Below are 15,509 nucleotides of genomic sequence, written 5' to 3'. Positions count from 1 at the left end.
GCAAGCCAGGCAGCCTTTGTCGCAGCGCCGACGACATCTTTAGCACCTTACCGGTGCCCCCAGTCGTCAGGGTTGTCAGAGTTGTTCGGCGACAACCCCAACTCATCACCATCGGTTGAGCACCCAAGCCCCAGAACCGTCCGGTTTGCATATGAAAAATAGGAGCAGACCTGATTGATCTCGAGGATTTCGCCATCATCCCACCCCGCGTCGCGCAGGGCAGCGACGTCCGCCTCGACCAGATCGCCCGGCGCTTCGGTCAGCTTGCGAGCATAATCCATCGCAGCCATTTGCGCCGCATCCAGCGGTGCAGCCGAGGGATCGCGCGCCTCAATCGCTGCCCTGATCGCGTTGCCACGCACCGTATCACCCAGCAAGCGCTGAAGACCTGCAAAGTGATGCTCGACGCAATACCCGCACCGGTTCAGTGAGCTGACCCAAACCCCCAGCACTTCCAGAAACCATTTCGGTATCTTGTTGCCCGAATGATGCAGCACTGCCTTGTACATGGCCATATGGCCTTCCATCGAATGCGGGCGAAGGCTGTGTGCCATCATGATGTTGTCTACGTTATTGTTCGGCCCGGTCACGCGTTCGTAGAGTTTCTTCAACTTTCCAGTCGCGTCTTCGAACGGAACGGTTCTGATCCAGCTCATTTATTCACCTCCGCTTTACCGGGATCAAAGGACTGGTTATCTGCACGGATTGCAAGCGGCTTGACAGAAAATCCACAACACCTCGCGTCCCCCTTCCCCCGGACCACATCACCTGCCATAATGGCGGAAACCCAAAAACAAGAGCAGCACCCATGCCCGAAGATCTGTTGACGCCCAGCGCCACTTCTACCTATGACGCCTCCTCGATCGAGGTGCTCGAAGGGCTGGAACCGGTTCGCAAACGCCCCGGCATGTATATTGGCGGCACGGATGAGCGTGCGCTGCACCATATGTTGGCCGAGATCCTCGACAACTCGATGGACGAGGCGGTGGCAGGCTTTGCCAACCGGATCGAGGTCGAGCTGCATTCCGACTACGCCCTGACCGTCCGTGACAACGGGCGCGGTATCCCGATCGACCCGCATCCGAAATTTCCGGGCAAGTCCGCATTGGAGGTGATCCTGTGTACCCTGCACGCGGGTGGCAAGTTCTCGGGCAAGGCCTATCAGACCTCGGGTGGCTTGCACGGGGTTGGTGCGTCGGTGGTGAACGCGCTGTCTGATTCGATGGTCGTGCAGGTGGCGCGGGACAAGCAGCTATATGAACAACGTTTCTCGCGCGGTATCCCACTTGGCCCGGTCGAAAAGGTTGGCGCGGCCCCGAACCGGCGCGGCACAACGGTGACCTTCCACGCCGACCCGGACATCTTTGGCCATCACAAGTTCAAGCCCGCGCGGCTGTTCAAATCCATCCGCTCCAAGGCTTATCTGTTCTCGGGCGTCGAAATCCGCTGGAAAACCGCCATCGATGACGGCGAAACCCCGCTTGAGGCCTCGTTCCACTTTCCCGGCGGCCTGTCGGATTACCTGAAAGAGACAATGAACGGCTCGTCCACCTATGCCGAGCAACCCTTTGCGGGCACCGTGGATTTTAACGAGAAATTCGGCACCCCCGGCAAGGTCGAATGGGCGATCAACTGGACACCGTCGCGTGACGGGTTCATCCAATCCTATTGTAACACCGTTCCCACCCCCGAAGGCGGCACCCATGTGGCTGGATTCTGGGCTGCGATCCTCAAGGGGATCAAGGCCTATGGCGAGTTGATCAACAACAAGAAGACCGCGCAGATCACCCGCGACGACCTGCTGACAGGTGGCTGCGCGCTGGTGTCGTGCTTTATCCGCGAGCCGGAATTCGTGGGCCAGACCAAGGACCGTCTGGCCACGGTCGAGGCGCAGCGGCTGGTCGAAAACGCGGTCCGCGACCATTTCGACAACTGGCTGGCGGCTGATACGAAATCCGCCGGCGCGATCCTCGACTTCCTCATCCTGAGGGCCGAAGAACGCCTGCGCCGTCGGGCCGAGAAGGAAACGCAACGCAAGTCCGCCACTAAGAAACTTCGTCTTCCCGGCAAGCTGGTGGACTGTTCCAGTTCAACACGCGACGGCACGGAATTATTCATCGTCGAGGGCGATTCTGCGGGCGGTTCTGCCAAGATGGGTCGTGACCGCAAAACACAGGCCCTGCTGCCCCTGCGCGGCAAGATCCTGAACGTGTTGGGCGCGGCCAGTTCGAAACTGGGCACAAATGCCGAGATCAACGATCTGACGCAGGCGCTGGGTGTCGGGCTTGGCACCAAGTTCAACGTTGACGACCTGCGCTATGACAAGGTCATCATCATGACAGACGCGGATGTGGACGGGGCGCATATCGCGTCCTTGCTGATGACGTTCTTCTTTACCCAGATGCGCCCAATGATTGACGCGGGCCACCTGTACCTGGCCTGCCCGCCCCTCTATCGCCTGACCCAGGGCGCCAAACGCGTCTATTGTCTGGACGAGGCCGAGCGCGACGAATGGCTGAAAAAAGGTCTGGGCGGCAAGGGCAAGATCGACGTGTCCCGCTTTAAGGGTCTGGGCGAAATGGACGCCAAGGACCTGAAAGAGACCACGATGGACCCCAAGTCCCGGAAATTGATCCGGGTCACCATCGACGAGGATGAACCCGGCGAAACCGGTGATCTGGTCGAGCGTCTGATGGGCAAAAAGCCCGAACTGCGGTTCCAATACATTCAGGAGAACGCGCGGTTTGTGGAGGAGTTGGATGTTTAAACGAAGGTTCTTTTATGTACATCATGTACGCCGACGAAGCTGATCAAGACGGCAGCAAAAAGTTTTTAATTTACGCCAGCGTTTTCTTTCCCTCTGATCAATTATTGCAAATCCACAAGGGAATGATTGCCATACGCAACAAGTATGGTTTCAAGTCCAATGACAAACTTAAATTCTCTCCCGGCGGGATCTCTAAGAATATTAGCCGCGAAGTACACACCGAGGCAAAAGACGCTGTTTTAAAACTGGCTGCAACGCACAAGTGTAAGGCTTGTTGCTACATTACTCCACACGCCATTGCCAAAGGTCAGCCTCACGAAAAGCGCCTAAAGTTTGGAATAAACACACTATTGATGAAGTTTGATCAGTTTCTTCGTGAGAACGGAAACGCACCCGGTGTCGCTAAGTTTGATCGTACAACTGACTTCAAACAAGAGCATTACTTCAAAGAGGTATTTGAAACTGGCATTGTATTTCACAATAGCCAAAAAACCCACCAACTCGGAAACATCGTGTCGATTGATAACACCCTAAACGGCACGTCTCACCTTTCTTCACTTACAGATATCGTCGTTGGTTCGTTCAGATTTGTCATCAATGAGCCAAACAAAGACCTCGTTGGAGTTAAGCTACTAAAATCATTGAGTAATGTTTTGTGGGGAATCAAAGATGACAAGGGCGTGCTACTAGTTAGAGACCGAGGGTTTTGCATTAGGCCAAAGAACGTTGCTGTTGCTGACTACAAGGCAGACATAAATGCGCTGACGGCACGTTTGAACGAATATGCGTCTCGAACCTAATCCGAAATCGCGCCCGCTTTTGGGGGGCGGGTCGGGCGCGTGCTTGATGCCTTGCATCAAGCTTGGACGGATAGGAAGACCCACCAACACCACACGCGCCCTCAAAAAACCAAAATCTACTGCAATTCAAATCCCTTCGGTTTACTAATCAAACAAAGAGCCAGCTTCACCGTGACAAGCTGGCTTGGATTTAACGATTAAGGATTTGCAATGGCCCGCCTTTATGACAGTCGAAAACGTGTTCTCGTAACCGGTGGGGCCGGGTTTTTAGGCTCGCATCTGTGCGACCGGCTTCTGGATCAGGGGCACGAGGTTTTGTGCGTCGACAACCTGTTCACCGGCACCAAGCGCAATATCGACCATCTGCACAGCAACCCGCGGTTCGAGTTCATGCGCCACGATGTGACCTTCCCGCTGTTCGTCGAGGTGGACGAGATATACAACCTCGCCTGCCCGGCCTCACCCGTGCATTATCAGCACGATCCGGTGCAGACGACCAAGACCAGCGTGCATGGCGCGATCAACATGCTGGGGCTGGCGAAGCGTCTGAAATGCAAGATCTTTCAAGCCTCAACGTCTGAGGTTTACGGCGACCCGACGATCCATCCGCAGACCGAAGACTATTGGGGCAACGTCAACCCGGTTGGTCCGCGCTCGTGCTATGACGAGGGCAAACGCTGCGCCGAGACCTTGTTCTTCGACTATCACCGTCAGATGGGGCTTGAGATTAAGGTCGCCCGCATCTTCAACACTTACGGGCCCCGAATGCACCCCGCCGACGGGCGCGTTGTGTCGAATTTCATCATGCAGGCCCTGACCGGCGAGGCGATCACCATCTTTGGCGACGGAACGCAGACCCGGTCATTCTGTTACGTGGATGATCTGATCGAAGGGTTCATCCGCCTGATGGATACTGGCAAGGAGGTCACCGGCCCGGTCAATCTGGGCAATCCCAACGAATTCTCGATGAACGAGCTGGCCAGCGAGGTGCAGGCGCTTGTTGGCGCGGAAACCCCCATCAGTTTCAGGGAGTTGCCCGAGGATGACCCAAAACAACGTCAGCCCGATATCACGCTGGCGCGGACCCTGCTGAACTGGGAACCCACAGTGCAGCTGAAGGAAGGGTTGGATGCAACGATCCGGTATTTCCGGGCGCTTCAGTCAGAAGGCGCAGCCGGATAACGCGTCTCGCCGTGGTTCAGAGAATGGATCAGACCGCCGTGCCGATCAGCGCGACGCCAATCGCCATGAGGACCGCGGCGCCCAGGCGTCGCATCCAGTTGCCTTCCTTCAGGAAAATGAACCCGATCAGCGCCGCAAAGATGACCGAGGTTTCCCGCAGGGCCGAAACCGCCCCAAGCGGCGCAAAGTTCTTGGCGTAAAGCACCAGACCATACGCTGTCATCGAAACCAGCCCACCCAAAAGGCCCGTCATCCATATTCTGACTGGCAGTTCTTTGAGGGTGGTGCGTTTCCTGACCCCGATAAACCCTGCAATGAACAGGTGCAGAAAGGCCCCCCACGCCCAATAGCTGAGCGTATTGCCTGACAGCCGCACCCCGATGCCGTCAACCACCGAATAGATCGAAATGCAAAATCCGGTTCCCAGCGCGAATCCCAGCGCGCTGCGCCCGACGCCCGAACGCAGCGCGGCCCAGCTGCTCAGTTGAATGCCAACCGCGATCAGGGCGATTCCGCCCCAGGCCTGCCAAGGCAGAACTTCGCCCACCAGCGCGATCGCCCAAAGCGAGACCAGTGCCGGAACAATCCCGCGTGCTATGGGGTAAACCACACTCAGATCGCCATGCTGGTAGGCCTTGCCCAGCATGAAGTAATAGCCGAAATGCACGACGGTCGAGAGCAGGATATAGACAAAGCTCTGCGTGTTCGGCAACGGCAGGACCATCACCATTACCGCCGCCGGCAAGACCTGACCCAACGCGACCAGACCCAGCATGGTGGTGCGGTCCGCTGCCGTTTTCACGATGGCATTCCATACGGCATGCAGCAGCGCCGCCGACAGAATAATCAGAATGACGAACAGGGTCATACCCGAACCTTTCCCGCAGAAATCGTGCGTAAAAAGGGTCTTTGGCCCCATTTCACTTGGGCGTGGTGTCTGCCAAAACCGGGATTTTTGTCAAGCCGGATTCCAGTGGTCAAATTACCGCCACTGTTGGGGACGTGTCCGCAAGCCGTTTCCGGTCTCGTCCCGCACCCTTGTGCCCGGTAAGAAGTTACAACAGCACGTGATCCCGGTTGCAGGACGCGCATCACGTTCTAAGATCGGGCACATGAGTTTTGTGACAGACAACCAATTGCCCCTGCTAATCCTGTTTTTTCTGTCAGGATCGATCGGCACCGCCTTTTTGTTCCGCAAGCCAGCAGGGCACAGGGCATGGAAACTGGCCGATCTGGTCTGGGTCGTGCTGGGTGGCATCGGCGCATTGGTGGCTGTTCTGGCGGGGCTTTACACGTCGGACAGTTCGCGACTGGATCGCCAGATTGATGTGGCCTACGCCGCAACATTGGCATTCGACCGGGATGCCGCACGGTTTCGTCTGCGTTTCTGCGACCCTGCTTACGATCCTGATACGGCAGTGCTTTGCGACAAGGTTGAATTCCTGTCGGCATCAACTGCCAGCAACTCGGAATTGCCCCTGTTCATCGCCGTAACCAACGAAGTGGCCCCCCTGCAGGGCCTGCACTTCCTGTTCGGAAGTCAGGGCAAAGATGAAATGGACGAGCTGCGGGATATGACGGCAAAAGCTGATGCTTTCGATATCGACCAGTTCCTCGTTTTCACGTCTCTGGACGACAAAACTCAGGTGGCCATCGACAACATGCGCCGTAAGGTACCCGCGATTGCCGGAGATTATCAGATCCTGGCACAAAGCTATGACGATCTGATCCAGCAGGTCGGCAAGTTGAAGGACGAATGGGAGTACCTGCAGGCCAATGCCCATATTCTGGTTCTGCAAATCGTGGCGCTTTGTCTTGTTAGCTTTGCGGCCCCGTTTCGACTGGGAAAATCTTTGGTCGAATTGCGCACGAAGCTCAACGTCGATACCCCCGCGCCAACACCTGTGGATCAACCCCCAGAAAATAGCGCAGAAGTGTCCACAAGTTCCGCGTGCCCCGCCGAAACCAACCTGCCTGTTCGTAGCGCTCCGCGCTCGTAAAGGCGCGCGACTCGAGTATTGCGATCCGTGGCAATACGCGCACCAGCGCCACATCTTCCATCAAGGGTTGGTCCGGATACCCGCCAGCCGCCAGATAGACATTACGCTGAATCAGCAACCCCTGATCTCCGTACGGTAAACCGAACAGCCTGCTGCGCAAATTGGCCCATCCGGCCACCCAGGCTGGCGCAAGCCCACGCGCGCGAAAAGCCAACCGAAACGCCGCTGGTGCGTTGGATGGCAGATGGGCGCTTACGCTCTTGGCCCATCCCTCTTGCAACACGGTATCTGCATGAAGGATCAGAAGCCAGTCTCCATCAGCATGCGCGCACCCCCGGCGCAATTGACCGCCGCGCGATGGCTCACCTCTAATGACATGCGCGCCAACATCTTCTGCTATTCTCAACGTCTGGTCAGTTGAGCCTGCATCGCTGACGATCAGGTCCCGGATCAGCCCGGAATGCACCCCTTCCATCAGGGCTTCAAGGCACGCAGGCAAGGAACCGGCGGCATTCAAGGTTGGAATCACTACAGTGACGGGTGCGGGCACGTCCGATAACCTCTGGTCTTGGCTGCGGGACTTCCTATATCACGAGGCCAAAGGCAATGACGAGGACCAAGCCATGCCCACCCGCCGCATCCTGCGCCTGACTGGCTCGGACACCGAAAACTTTTTGCAGGATCTTGTAACCAATGACGTTCAGGGATTGGGCAATGGGTTGGTCTATGCCGCACTGCTTACACCACAGGGCAAGTATCTGGCAGATTTCTTTCTGAAACGCGATGACGTTGGGGTGCTGCTGGACGTGGCCGAGCCACTTGCAGATGACCTGATCAAGCGCCTGAACATGTACAAACTCCGTGCGGATGTGGTGATCGAAGGCACGGATCTGCATCTGCAGCGCGGCACAGGTCCAGCACCGGACACCGCCCTGCCCGACCCCCGTCACGCGGATATGGGTTGGCGTGACTATTCGACAGCCCCAGATGGCGATGACGGAACCGACTGGGACGCGCTGCGCGTTCGACACTGCATCCCCGAGGCTGGGGTCGAACTGACGCCAGACAGCTATATCCTCGAATCCGGGTTTGAGGCGCTGAATGGCGTGGACTTCAAAAAGGGTTGCTATGTCGGTCAGGAAGTGACTGCGCGCATGAAGCACAAGACAGAATTACGCAAAGGCTTGCGGCGGGTCTTTGTCGAAAGCTCGGTTCCGGTGGGGACTGAGATTGCCGCAAACGGCAAACCTGTCGGCACCCTGTTCACGCAATCAGGCGGACACGGAATCGCGTATCTGCGCTTTGACCGTGCGAATGCAGACATGTTGGCCGGAGACGTCGTGGTTCGCCTGACGGACCAAGAATAACTTGTTGCCAAATCGGCACGGCCTTATCCGCCGTTTATCTCGTAAAGTTTGAACCCGTTACCCAGCCCTGCCAATGTGTCGGCACAGGGGCAACACGGATACCCGCATGTTTCAGCTTTACTCCGCGATTTGGCGCGCCAGCGCCGGACGGCAGATTGTCCTCATTCTGTTATCCATTGCCATTGCTGCGCTTGCCGCGGTTCCGCTTGAATTTCAACGCGATATTGTCAACCACCTTACGTCCAACGATCTTCATGTCGAAAAGCTGGTTCTGCTGGGCATCGGCATGATGATTGTCATCCTGCTAAGCCTCGCCCTGAAATGGGTTCTGGGTTTTCGCGCGGGTACATTGGGCGAAGACATGATCCGGCTGATCCGGCAACGCTTGCTGTGGCGTGCTACCGACCTGAAGGAAACGGGTGAAAATCTGCGCAAAGGTACCATGACGACCGCCATCTCAGCCGAGGCTGAGGAGCTGGGCAAGTTTGCAGGGGGCGCATTTTCGGACCCGGTGGTTCAGGTTGGAACGCTGATCAGTGTGATCGGGTATATATCCTCAACGCAGCCAGGCCTTGGCCTTATCGCGTTTTCCATGATTGTGCCGCAGATCATTATCGTTCTGGTGTCGCAACGCAAAGTGAACACGTTCGTCGCCGAACGTGTCCGCCTGTTGCGCAGTGCCACTGATAGGCTGACAATCGAGGATATCGAAGCCGTCGAGCGGGATATCAATGCCCTGTTCGACGACATCTATGACACAAGGCGGCGCATGTTTCTTTGGAAGCTTTCGGCCAAGTTCCTGCTGAGCGTGATCAACGGCGCTGGAACTGTGGGTATTCTGATGTTGGGCGGTTATCTGGTGCTGCAGGGCAAGACTGATGTCGGCACTGTGGTAGCCGCGACCAGCGGGCTTGGCCGAATACAGGGCCCGACCGCGTTCCTGATCGCCTTTTACAGACAAGTCAGTGCCAACCGCATCAAATACGAGCTGATGCTGGAACTATTCGGCCCGGACCCCGCGCATTACCGGTATCGCGACAGTGCATAAAAAAGACCGCGCAACGGCTGTCTGCGCGGTCTGACACTTAAAGCGACGAAACGTCACGCGCGTTCAGAATATTCCATGGTTTCGGTGTTCACGATGATCATTTCATCCTGTCCGATGAACGGCGGCACCATGACTTTCACGCCATTATCCAGAATTGCAGGCTTGAACGAGTTCGCGGCGGTCTGACCTTTTACGACCGGCTCGGTTTCGACAATCTTGCAGGTTACTTTCTGCGGCAGCGTCGCGTTCAGCGCTTCACTTTCGTAGAATTCGACAACAATCGTCATGCCATCCTGAAGGAACGGACGACGCTCGCCCAGCAAATCCGCTGGCAATTCAATCTGTTCGTATGTTTCGGCATCCATGAAGACCAGCATGCCATCGGTTTCATACAGGAACTGCTGATCCTTCTGTTCAAGGCGCACACGCTCAACCTTGTCAGCCGAGCGGAACCGTTCGTTCAGTTTCGAACCATTGCGCAGGTTGCGCAGCTCGACCTGCGCGAAAGCGCCGCCTTTTCCGGGCTTCACATGGTCAACCTTGACCGCGGCCCAAAGGCCGTCGTTATGCTCAAGCACATTGCCGGGGCGAATTTCGTTCCCATTTATCTTGGGCATTACATAAATCCTTCACAAACGGTTGATGCGTCAGTTGCGCCTCCTATATCTGGCGGGAACACACCTGACAAGACAACCAAACCTAGTGCTGCACGTGCAGCGAGATATGCAAGTGACGCAACGCAACTATGCATATTAGCTGTATCCGAATCGCACTTTATCGGTCATAAGGACCGTCACGCCGAAAATTGCAAGAGCAAGAAAAACAAGGAAGACGAGATGAGAGATTTCGTTGACGGCACTGCCTTTAACAACGAACAAGGCAATCGTGCTCGCAAACTTTTCGCGGCCGTTGTGTTGGCCGCACTCGATGACGCCATTGCCGATGACAAGAAGTATGGCAATGGCCCGGAACAAATCGCCCGTTGGGCGCGCTCGCGCGATGGACGCGAAGTGCTGTCTTGCGCGGGAATCGACCCGAACGAGCGGGTTGTCAGCGGACTGATGGAGTTCGTTGGCCGTGGCGTGCGGACCTCGGTCGCGCTGTCGCGTGAAGAAAGCGAGCGTCGCAATGCCGCTCAGCAGGCTGAAGCTGCCTGATCCAAGGCTGTTTCAACTCAGAAAAAACGCGCTCTGCCATCAGAGCGCGTTTTTCTATGCGTATCCCACCACGATCCCGGGCGTCAGGATGAGTTCGGGGCTTCCCCTGCCCGCCCAAATCAGGTCATCTGCGCCCTGACAGGTAGGAGACAATCCATGGTTCGCGCCATCATGATTCAAGGCACCGGCAGCAATGTCGGAAAATCCGTTCTGGTGGCGGGGCTTGCGCGGGCTTTTACACGGCGGGGTCTTCGGGTTGCGCCCTTCAAACCGCAGAACATGTCGAACAATGCTGCTGTTACAGAAAACGGTGGGGAAATCGGTCGCGCACAGGCCCTTCAGGCACGGGCGGCAAGGCGGGCGACGCATACGGATATGAACCCTGTATTGCTAAAACCTGAAACTGATACCGGCGCGCAGATCATTGTTCAGGGGCAGCGCGCGGGCACCATGAAAGCCGGTGATTACCGCAAGGATAAATCCAGGCTGCTAAGCGCCGCACTGGAAAGCTTTGACCGGCTGTGCAACGACGCGGATCTGGTTCTAATCGAAGGGGCGGGCAGCCCGGCCGAAACAAACCTGCGCAAGGGTGACATCGCCAATATGGGCTTTGCCTGCGCTGCGAACATACCTGTAATACTTGTCGGCGACATTCACCGCGGCGGTGTGATCGCACAGATCGTTGGCACTCAGGCGGTTCTGGACGACGACGATCTTGCGCGAATTCGGGGCTTTGCCGTCAATCGATTCAAGGGCGATGTGTCCCTTTTTGACGAAGGGCGCGATGATATTGCCTCTCGTACAGGGTGGCCCTGTCTGGGGGTTGTGCCATGGTTTCACGACGCCTGGAAACTTCCGGCCGAAGATATGATGGACATCCGTTCTCACACAGGCGGCACCTGCAAGGTTGTTGTGCCACAGCTTGAACGGATGGCGAATTTCGACGACCTTGATCCATTGTCGGCCGAACCCGGTGTGAGTGTCGAGATCATTCCGGCCGGACGCGCATTGCCGGGCGATGCCGATCTGGTTTTGCTACCGGGCAGCAAATCCACCATCGGAGATTTGGCCTATTTCCGTGCACAAGGCTGGGACATCGACCTGTACGGTCATGTTCGGCGCGGCGGGCATGTGCTGGGTCTCTGTGGTGGCTTTCAGATGCTGGGCAAGACCATTTCCGACCCCGATGGCGTAGACGGTCGACCGGGTAAGGTCGACGGGTTGGGGTTGCTGGATGTGGACACAGTCATGGGAGGACAAAAGCAAGTTGTCCTGCGTACGGCCCATGCGTTGCCGGGCCGAGAGCCGGTCACCGGATACGAAATCCACATGGGCCATACAAACGGGCCGGATTGCACCAATGCATGGCTTGAGGTCGAAGGCCGCCCTGAAGGCGCGGCCAGCGCAAACGGGCGGATCAAGGGAAGCTATCTGCACGGTATCTTTTCGTCCGACGCATTCCGGGCGCGGTATTTGTCAGCGTTAGGCGTGACCTCGGACCTGTCCTATGAGGACGGCGTCGAGCAAGCGCTGGACGATCTGGCCGATCATCTGGAGCGCCACATGGACCTTGACCTGCTGCTCAGCCTCGCGCAGCCCCCGCACCGTGGCTGAGAGTTACTCCAGATCCTGAGCCGCAAGAGCGCGGGCGATCTCTCGCCTGACCATCTTGCGCACATTTCGTGTAATCCGCTCACCCATCGTTCCTTGCAGCTCGGCGCGGACAACCTCTGCGATCAGGGTGCGCAGAGCGTCTTCATCCATGTCGATCGTCCTGACATTTTCGTCGGAACCAGGTTCTTCGGCATCAGCATCAGACACAACAGCCTGAGACGACCGGATGAATTCCGCCTGACAAGATGCGTCTTCGGCCTGCTGAACCGCCTCTGGTTCGTCACCACCGGCAGCATCAATCGACATCGCAGCGGCAAATTCTTCTTCGACATCCCATGGCAGCGCGTGTGACGGTGTGCCCGAATACGCATCCTGGCTGTCACCGTCCGGTTCCCACTGATCTTCTGTTTGCGCAATTGCCGCTTCCAGCGCTTCGATCTTTGCACTCAGGCTGTTTGTTGCATCATCCGACGGGGCGTGTTTCGTCTCGGCTGTTTCTGGCTTGTCCTGGTCAGCGTTCGCAGGTTGACCCGTCTGAACGATGTCACAGGTGCGCAACAACATGGGCTTGGCGGCATCTGAAACTTCGGGTTCCGACACAGCTTTAGCGGGAATCACCCCCAATTGATCTGGTGTGCTGATCCGCAAAGCATCAGTAAGCACCAGCCGCCCCGGCTTTCGTGCTTTAGTCGTTTGATCCGAGACGGTTTTATCACGACTGTCTTCACTGACCAGACGTTTGACCGAAGACAGAACGTCTTCGATCCCTGCTTTCACGACATTATCAGACATTGTTCTCTACCGCTCTATCCTTGGATCGAGTGTAGCCAAACAATCCGCGCCTCACAACAGATAGTATTGGCGATCAGTCCCGGCGCAATGCTTTGAGAACGCGATCCAGATCCTTGCTTTGCTTACTGACCTGTGCCGGCGCATTCTTGACCAGATTGTAATACAAAGTCGGATCATAGATTTGCACCGCCAGCCCAAGACGCTCGGCTGTCAGAAGGCCCTGCGCCTGCAACAACTGATAGGCAGCCCGCGACCGTTCGGTGCGCGAAGCGACTTCTGCCAGCTGTGCATCCAGCAAATCCTGTTGTGCATTCAATACATCCAGAGTTGTTCGCGCGCCCAGAGTTGCCTCTTCCCGGATGCCATCAAACGCCACCTGCGAGGCGTTAACGCGCTCGGTTGACGCCCTCAGACTGGCGCTGGCCGCCTGAAACGCCGCATACCGGTCGGTAACACCCTGCGTGATGTTCTTTTGAACGTTCAGCAGATTCGCACGCGAGGCATCCCGGCTGGCCATTGCGCGGCGGACATTTGCCGCCAACCGGCCACCCGCGTAGATAGGTTGTGTGAAGTTCAGCGACACGGTCGCGTCGTTCACATAGTCATTGTTGTCATAGCGCTCGGACACGCCAGCATCGGCATTAAGGCTGACATTCGGCCCAAGGTTTGCCCGCTGTTGCTGCACGACCAGATCAAACGCCCTGACCTGATGCTGAGCCGATAGAATGGCCGGGTGGTTGCGTTGCGCCAGATTCACAGCTTCTGCTTCGGAACGCGGCAGATTGGGCAGGCTCGGCTGACCAGCCGTTCGCCCCGGTGCCTTTCCGACTGCATTCACGTATTCGGCTTGCGCAATGCTCAATTCACCGCGTGCCACTGCCAGATCCGCCTGAGAGCTTGCCAGCTGTGCTTCGGACAACGCGACGTCGGTCCTGGTCACTTCACCAACTTCGAAGCGGTCATTCGACGCCCTAAGTTCCTCTGCCGACACATCCACGTTGTTCTGGCGGATCGCCACGGTCTCTTCCTGCAGCAGAACGCCCAGATAGGCATTTGCTGCGCGAATAAGTACCTGTTGTTCAATATCAATCAGGGTTTGCCGGGTCGACAGCACCGTTTCCTGCGCCGACTGCTTGCCTAGTACAGACGCGCCACCATCATACAAAAGCTGGCTCAGCGTCAGGCCCGAAAAGAACCGCGACGGTTCGTTTGTCGTCACGACATTATTGACCCGCGAACGGGTGTAATCCTGGCTGACCTGCACGGTCCAGTTGATGATTGGCCGCAACGCAGAAAGCGCAATGGCTACATCTTCATCCGCCGCGCGCAGCAACGCCCGGTTCTGTTCAAGCAAACCACTGGTGTTATACGCGCCGATGAACGCATCCGTTATGTTGTCTGCCCACGCTGCACGCCCTGGCATCACGCTCATGGCAAGTCCTGCGGTCACAGCAAACGCCCTGACCAGCTTACCTGTCGCCGAACCACGCATACCAAAATCCTCTCAAACGAAATTACACTGCCCTGCAGGCAGTTTGCGGCCTTCTTTTCAACTAATCAAGGCGATAGAAAAATCTATCGGCGGACTATAGCGAAAATGCACACTCTGCCGAAAAACCTTCCAAAACCGGCGCATTGGCATTGAACACATCACGCCAACTGACGCGGCCCCCGGTTTTTCGACCAATCCGAACTGTACCCAGGTTGCCGTTGACAAACAGGCACACGATCCGACCGTGGTCCTTGAGTTGATCCAACAGGGCATCGGGCACCTGCTCGACACCGCCCTGCACCATGATTGCATCATAGGGACCGTGTTCCGCCACACCCTGTTCCAGCGCGCCAACGTGAATGATAGCGTTAAGCACTTCGGCTTCGGCCAAAAGGTTTTGCGCCTCGGTTGCAAGGGTTTCGTCGCATTCAACACCCACGACCAACTCAGCCATCCGTGCGGTAACAGCCGTGGAATACCCCATTGCCGGAGCGATATCTAAGACCATCTCATCCTTGGATATGTTCAACACGTCCAGCATTTTAGCCAGGGTCCGCGGCTCCAGCATGCTGCGCCCGCCACCCAGATCAATCAGGCCGTCCACATAGGCCGCCTCGCGCTGAGAATCGGGTACGAAGCTTTCGCGCGGAACACTCAGCATCGCCTCAATGATCGGGAACTTGGTGACGTCAGACGGGCGGATCTGCGTATCAACCATTGTGCGGCGCCGGGCTGCGAAGTCAGTCATTGGATATCTCGTCTCATTCCCAAAGATGTCGGGCTTGTGCCATATCCTGAACTTTCCAGCAACGCCCCTGTTGCCGCAACCTGAATCGTGATCACCTTCTTGGGCATGGACTTCGGCAAATTTCGGTCTTGCCGACAAATTCGCACGCAATCCACTGGACGCCCCAAAGGAAAGCTGTTAAAAACCCAGTCACACCACAGCAAGTATTTGATTTTACTTGAAAAGGCGAGTTGGCGGAGTGGTGACGCAGCGGATTGCAAATCCGTGTACACCGGTTCGATTCCGGTACTCGCCTCCATTTTATTCTAAATCATTGACTTAGCCCTGAGGTGCTCGGGTGTGACACAAAGTGGGACACACCTACGATGATGCAGTCATCCTATCTAAGCCTTTCTAGACACGGCGTTTATTACTTCCGCTGGCCTATCCCTCCGTCTTCTGAGCAAAAGAGAACATCAGTAAGAATATCGCTGCGTACTCGCTGCCCGCATAGGGCTGGTGATCTCGCGCGCTTTCTTGCATCTTGCGGTCGATTAATACCG

The 15,509-nt window shown here is 56.7% G+C and carries 14 protein-coding genes and 1 tRNA gene; 8 read left to right on the top strand and 7 right to left on the bottom strand.

Annotation, left to right across the window (positions count from 1 at the left end; all coding sequences use genetic code 11):
* Positions 1-47 precede the first annotated feature (47 nt).
* On the bottom strand, positions 48-656 hold the full coding sequence (locus ACR0CE_RS00435; RefSeq protein WP_480484211.1) for a carboxymuconolactone decarboxylase family protein: 609 nt from the start codon (positions 654-656) through the stop codon (positions 48-50).
* Positions 657-808: 152 nt separating this feature from the next.
* Here ACR0CE_RS00435 and parE point away from each other — a divergent pair, with 152 nt between their 5' ends.
* The 3 genes from parE (at position 809) to ACR0CE_RS00420 (ending at position 4,749) form a co-directional block, all read left to right on the top strand.
* Complete coding sequence (parE, locus tag ACR0CE_RS00430) at positions 809-2,767, top strand: DNA topoisomerase IV subunit B (RefSeq protein WP_480830401.1); 1,959 nt, start codon at positions 809-811, stop codon at positions 2,765-2,767.
* Positions 2,768-2,790: 23 nt separating this feature from the next.
* Complete coding sequence (locus tag ACR0CE_RS00425) at positions 2,791-3,567, top strand: hypothetical protein (RefSeq protein WP_480830399.1); 777 nt, start codon at positions 2,791-2,793, stop codon at positions 3,565-3,567.
* 210 nt (positions 3,568-3,777) lie between these two features.
* On the top strand, positions 3,778-4,749 hold the full coding sequence (locus ACR0CE_RS00420; RefSeq protein ID WP_480830397.1) for a UDP-glucuronic acid decarboxylase family protein: 972 nt from the start codon (positions 3,778-3,780) through the stop codon (positions 4,747-4,749).
* Positions 4,750-4,777: 28 nt separating this feature from the next.
* Here the strand turns inward: ACR0CE_RS00420 and ACR0CE_RS00415 are convergent, their stop codons facing one another.
* Complete coding sequence (locus ACR0CE_RS00415) at positions 4,778-5,617, bottom strand: EamA family transporter (RefSeq protein ID WP_480830395.1); 840 nt, start codon at positions 5,615-5,617, stop codon at positions 4,778-4,780.
* Between the two features lie 1,007 nt (positions 5,618-6,624).
* Positions 6,625-7,299 carry a TIGR04283 family arsenosugar biosynthesis glycosyltransferase gene (locus tag ACR0CE_RS00410; protein WP_480830393.1) on the bottom strand — a complete coding sequence of 225 codons (675 nt, stop codon included), beginning with the start codon at positions 7,297-7,299 and terminating at the stop codon, positions 6,625-6,627.
* A 73-nt stretch (positions 7,300-7,372) separates the two neighbouring features.
* Between ACR0CE_RS00410 and ygfZ the strand changes: the two genes are divergently transcribed.
* Both ygfZ and ACR0CE_RS00400 read left to right on the top strand, forming a co-directional pair.
* Positions 7,373-8,116 carry a CAF17-like 4Fe-4S cluster assembly/insertion protein YgfZ gene (gene ygfZ, locus ACR0CE_RS00405; RefSeq protein WP_480830391.1) on the top strand — a complete coding sequence of 248 codons (744 nt, stop codon included), beginning with the start codon at positions 7,373-7,375 and terminating at the stop codon, positions 8,114-8,116.
* Positions 8,117-8,222: 106 nt separating this feature from the next.
* The gene (locus ACR0CE_RS00400) at positions 8,223-9,164 is read left to right on the top strand and encodes an ABC transporter transmembrane domain-containing protein (protein ID WP_480830389.1); all 942 of its coding nucleotides are present in this window, start codon (positions 8,223-8,225) and stop codon (positions 9,162-9,164) included.
* A 53-nt stretch (positions 9,165-9,217) separates the two neighbouring features.
* On the opposite strand, the gene efp is transcribed toward ACR0CE_RS00400, so the two are convergent.
* Complete coding sequence (gene efp, locus ACR0CE_RS00395; RefSeq protein ID WP_209503361.1) at positions 9,218-9,781, bottom strand: elongation factor P; 564 nt, start codon at positions 9,779-9,781, stop codon at positions 9,218-9,220.
* Between the two features lie 219 nt (positions 9,782-10,000).
* Here efp and ACR0CE_RS00390 point away from each other — a divergent pair, with 219 nt between their 5' ends.
* Entirely contained in the window at positions 10,001-10,321 is a 321-nt protein-coding gene (locus ACR0CE_RS00390; protein ID WP_037310273.1) for a DUF6280 family protein, read from the top strand.
* Positions 10,322-10,477: 156 nt separating this feature from the next.
* Positions 10,478-11,935, top strand: coding sequence for a cobyric acid synthase (locus tag ACR0CE_RS00385; RefSeq protein WP_480830387.1), 1,458 nt, complete (start codon positions 10,478-10,480; stop codon positions 11,933-11,935).
* A gap of 3 nt (positions 11,936-11,938) precedes the next feature.
* Here the strand turns inward: ACR0CE_RS00385 and ACR0CE_RS00380 are convergent, their stop codons facing one another.
* The 3 genes from ACR0CE_RS00380 to ACR0CE_RS00370 form a co-directional block, all read right to left on the bottom strand.
* Positions 11,939-12,727, bottom strand: coding sequence for a hypothetical protein (locus ACR0CE_RS00380; protein WP_209596939.1), 789 nt, complete (start codon positions 12,725-12,727; stop codon positions 11,939-11,941).
* 73 nt (positions 12,728-12,800) lie between these two features.
* Positions 12,801-14,219, bottom strand: a complete 1,419-nt coding sequence (locus ACR0CE_RS00375; RefSeq protein WP_209503355.1) for a TolC family outer membrane protein — start codon at positions 14,217-14,219, stop codon at positions 12,801-12,803.
* Between the two features lie 94 nt (positions 14,220-14,313).
* Entirely contained in the window at positions 14,314-14,967 is a 654-nt protein-coding gene (locus tag ACR0CE_RS00370) for a protein-L-isoaspartate O-methyltransferase family protein (RefSeq protein ID WP_209503353.1), read from the bottom strand.
* 224 nt (positions 14,968-15,191) lie between these two features.
* Here ACR0CE_RS00370 and ACR0CE_RS00365 point away from each other — a divergent pair.
* Positions 15,192-15,265: transfer RNA gene (locus ACR0CE_RS00365), tRNA-Cys, on the top strand.
* The last annotated feature ends 244 nt before the right edge of the window (positions 15,266-15,509 follow it).

This window comes from Ruegeria sp. L11, assembly GCF_056531755.1.
The sequence above is the reverse complement of the archived record's forward strand: the minus strand, read 5'-3'. Positions and strand labels throughout refer to the sequence as shown.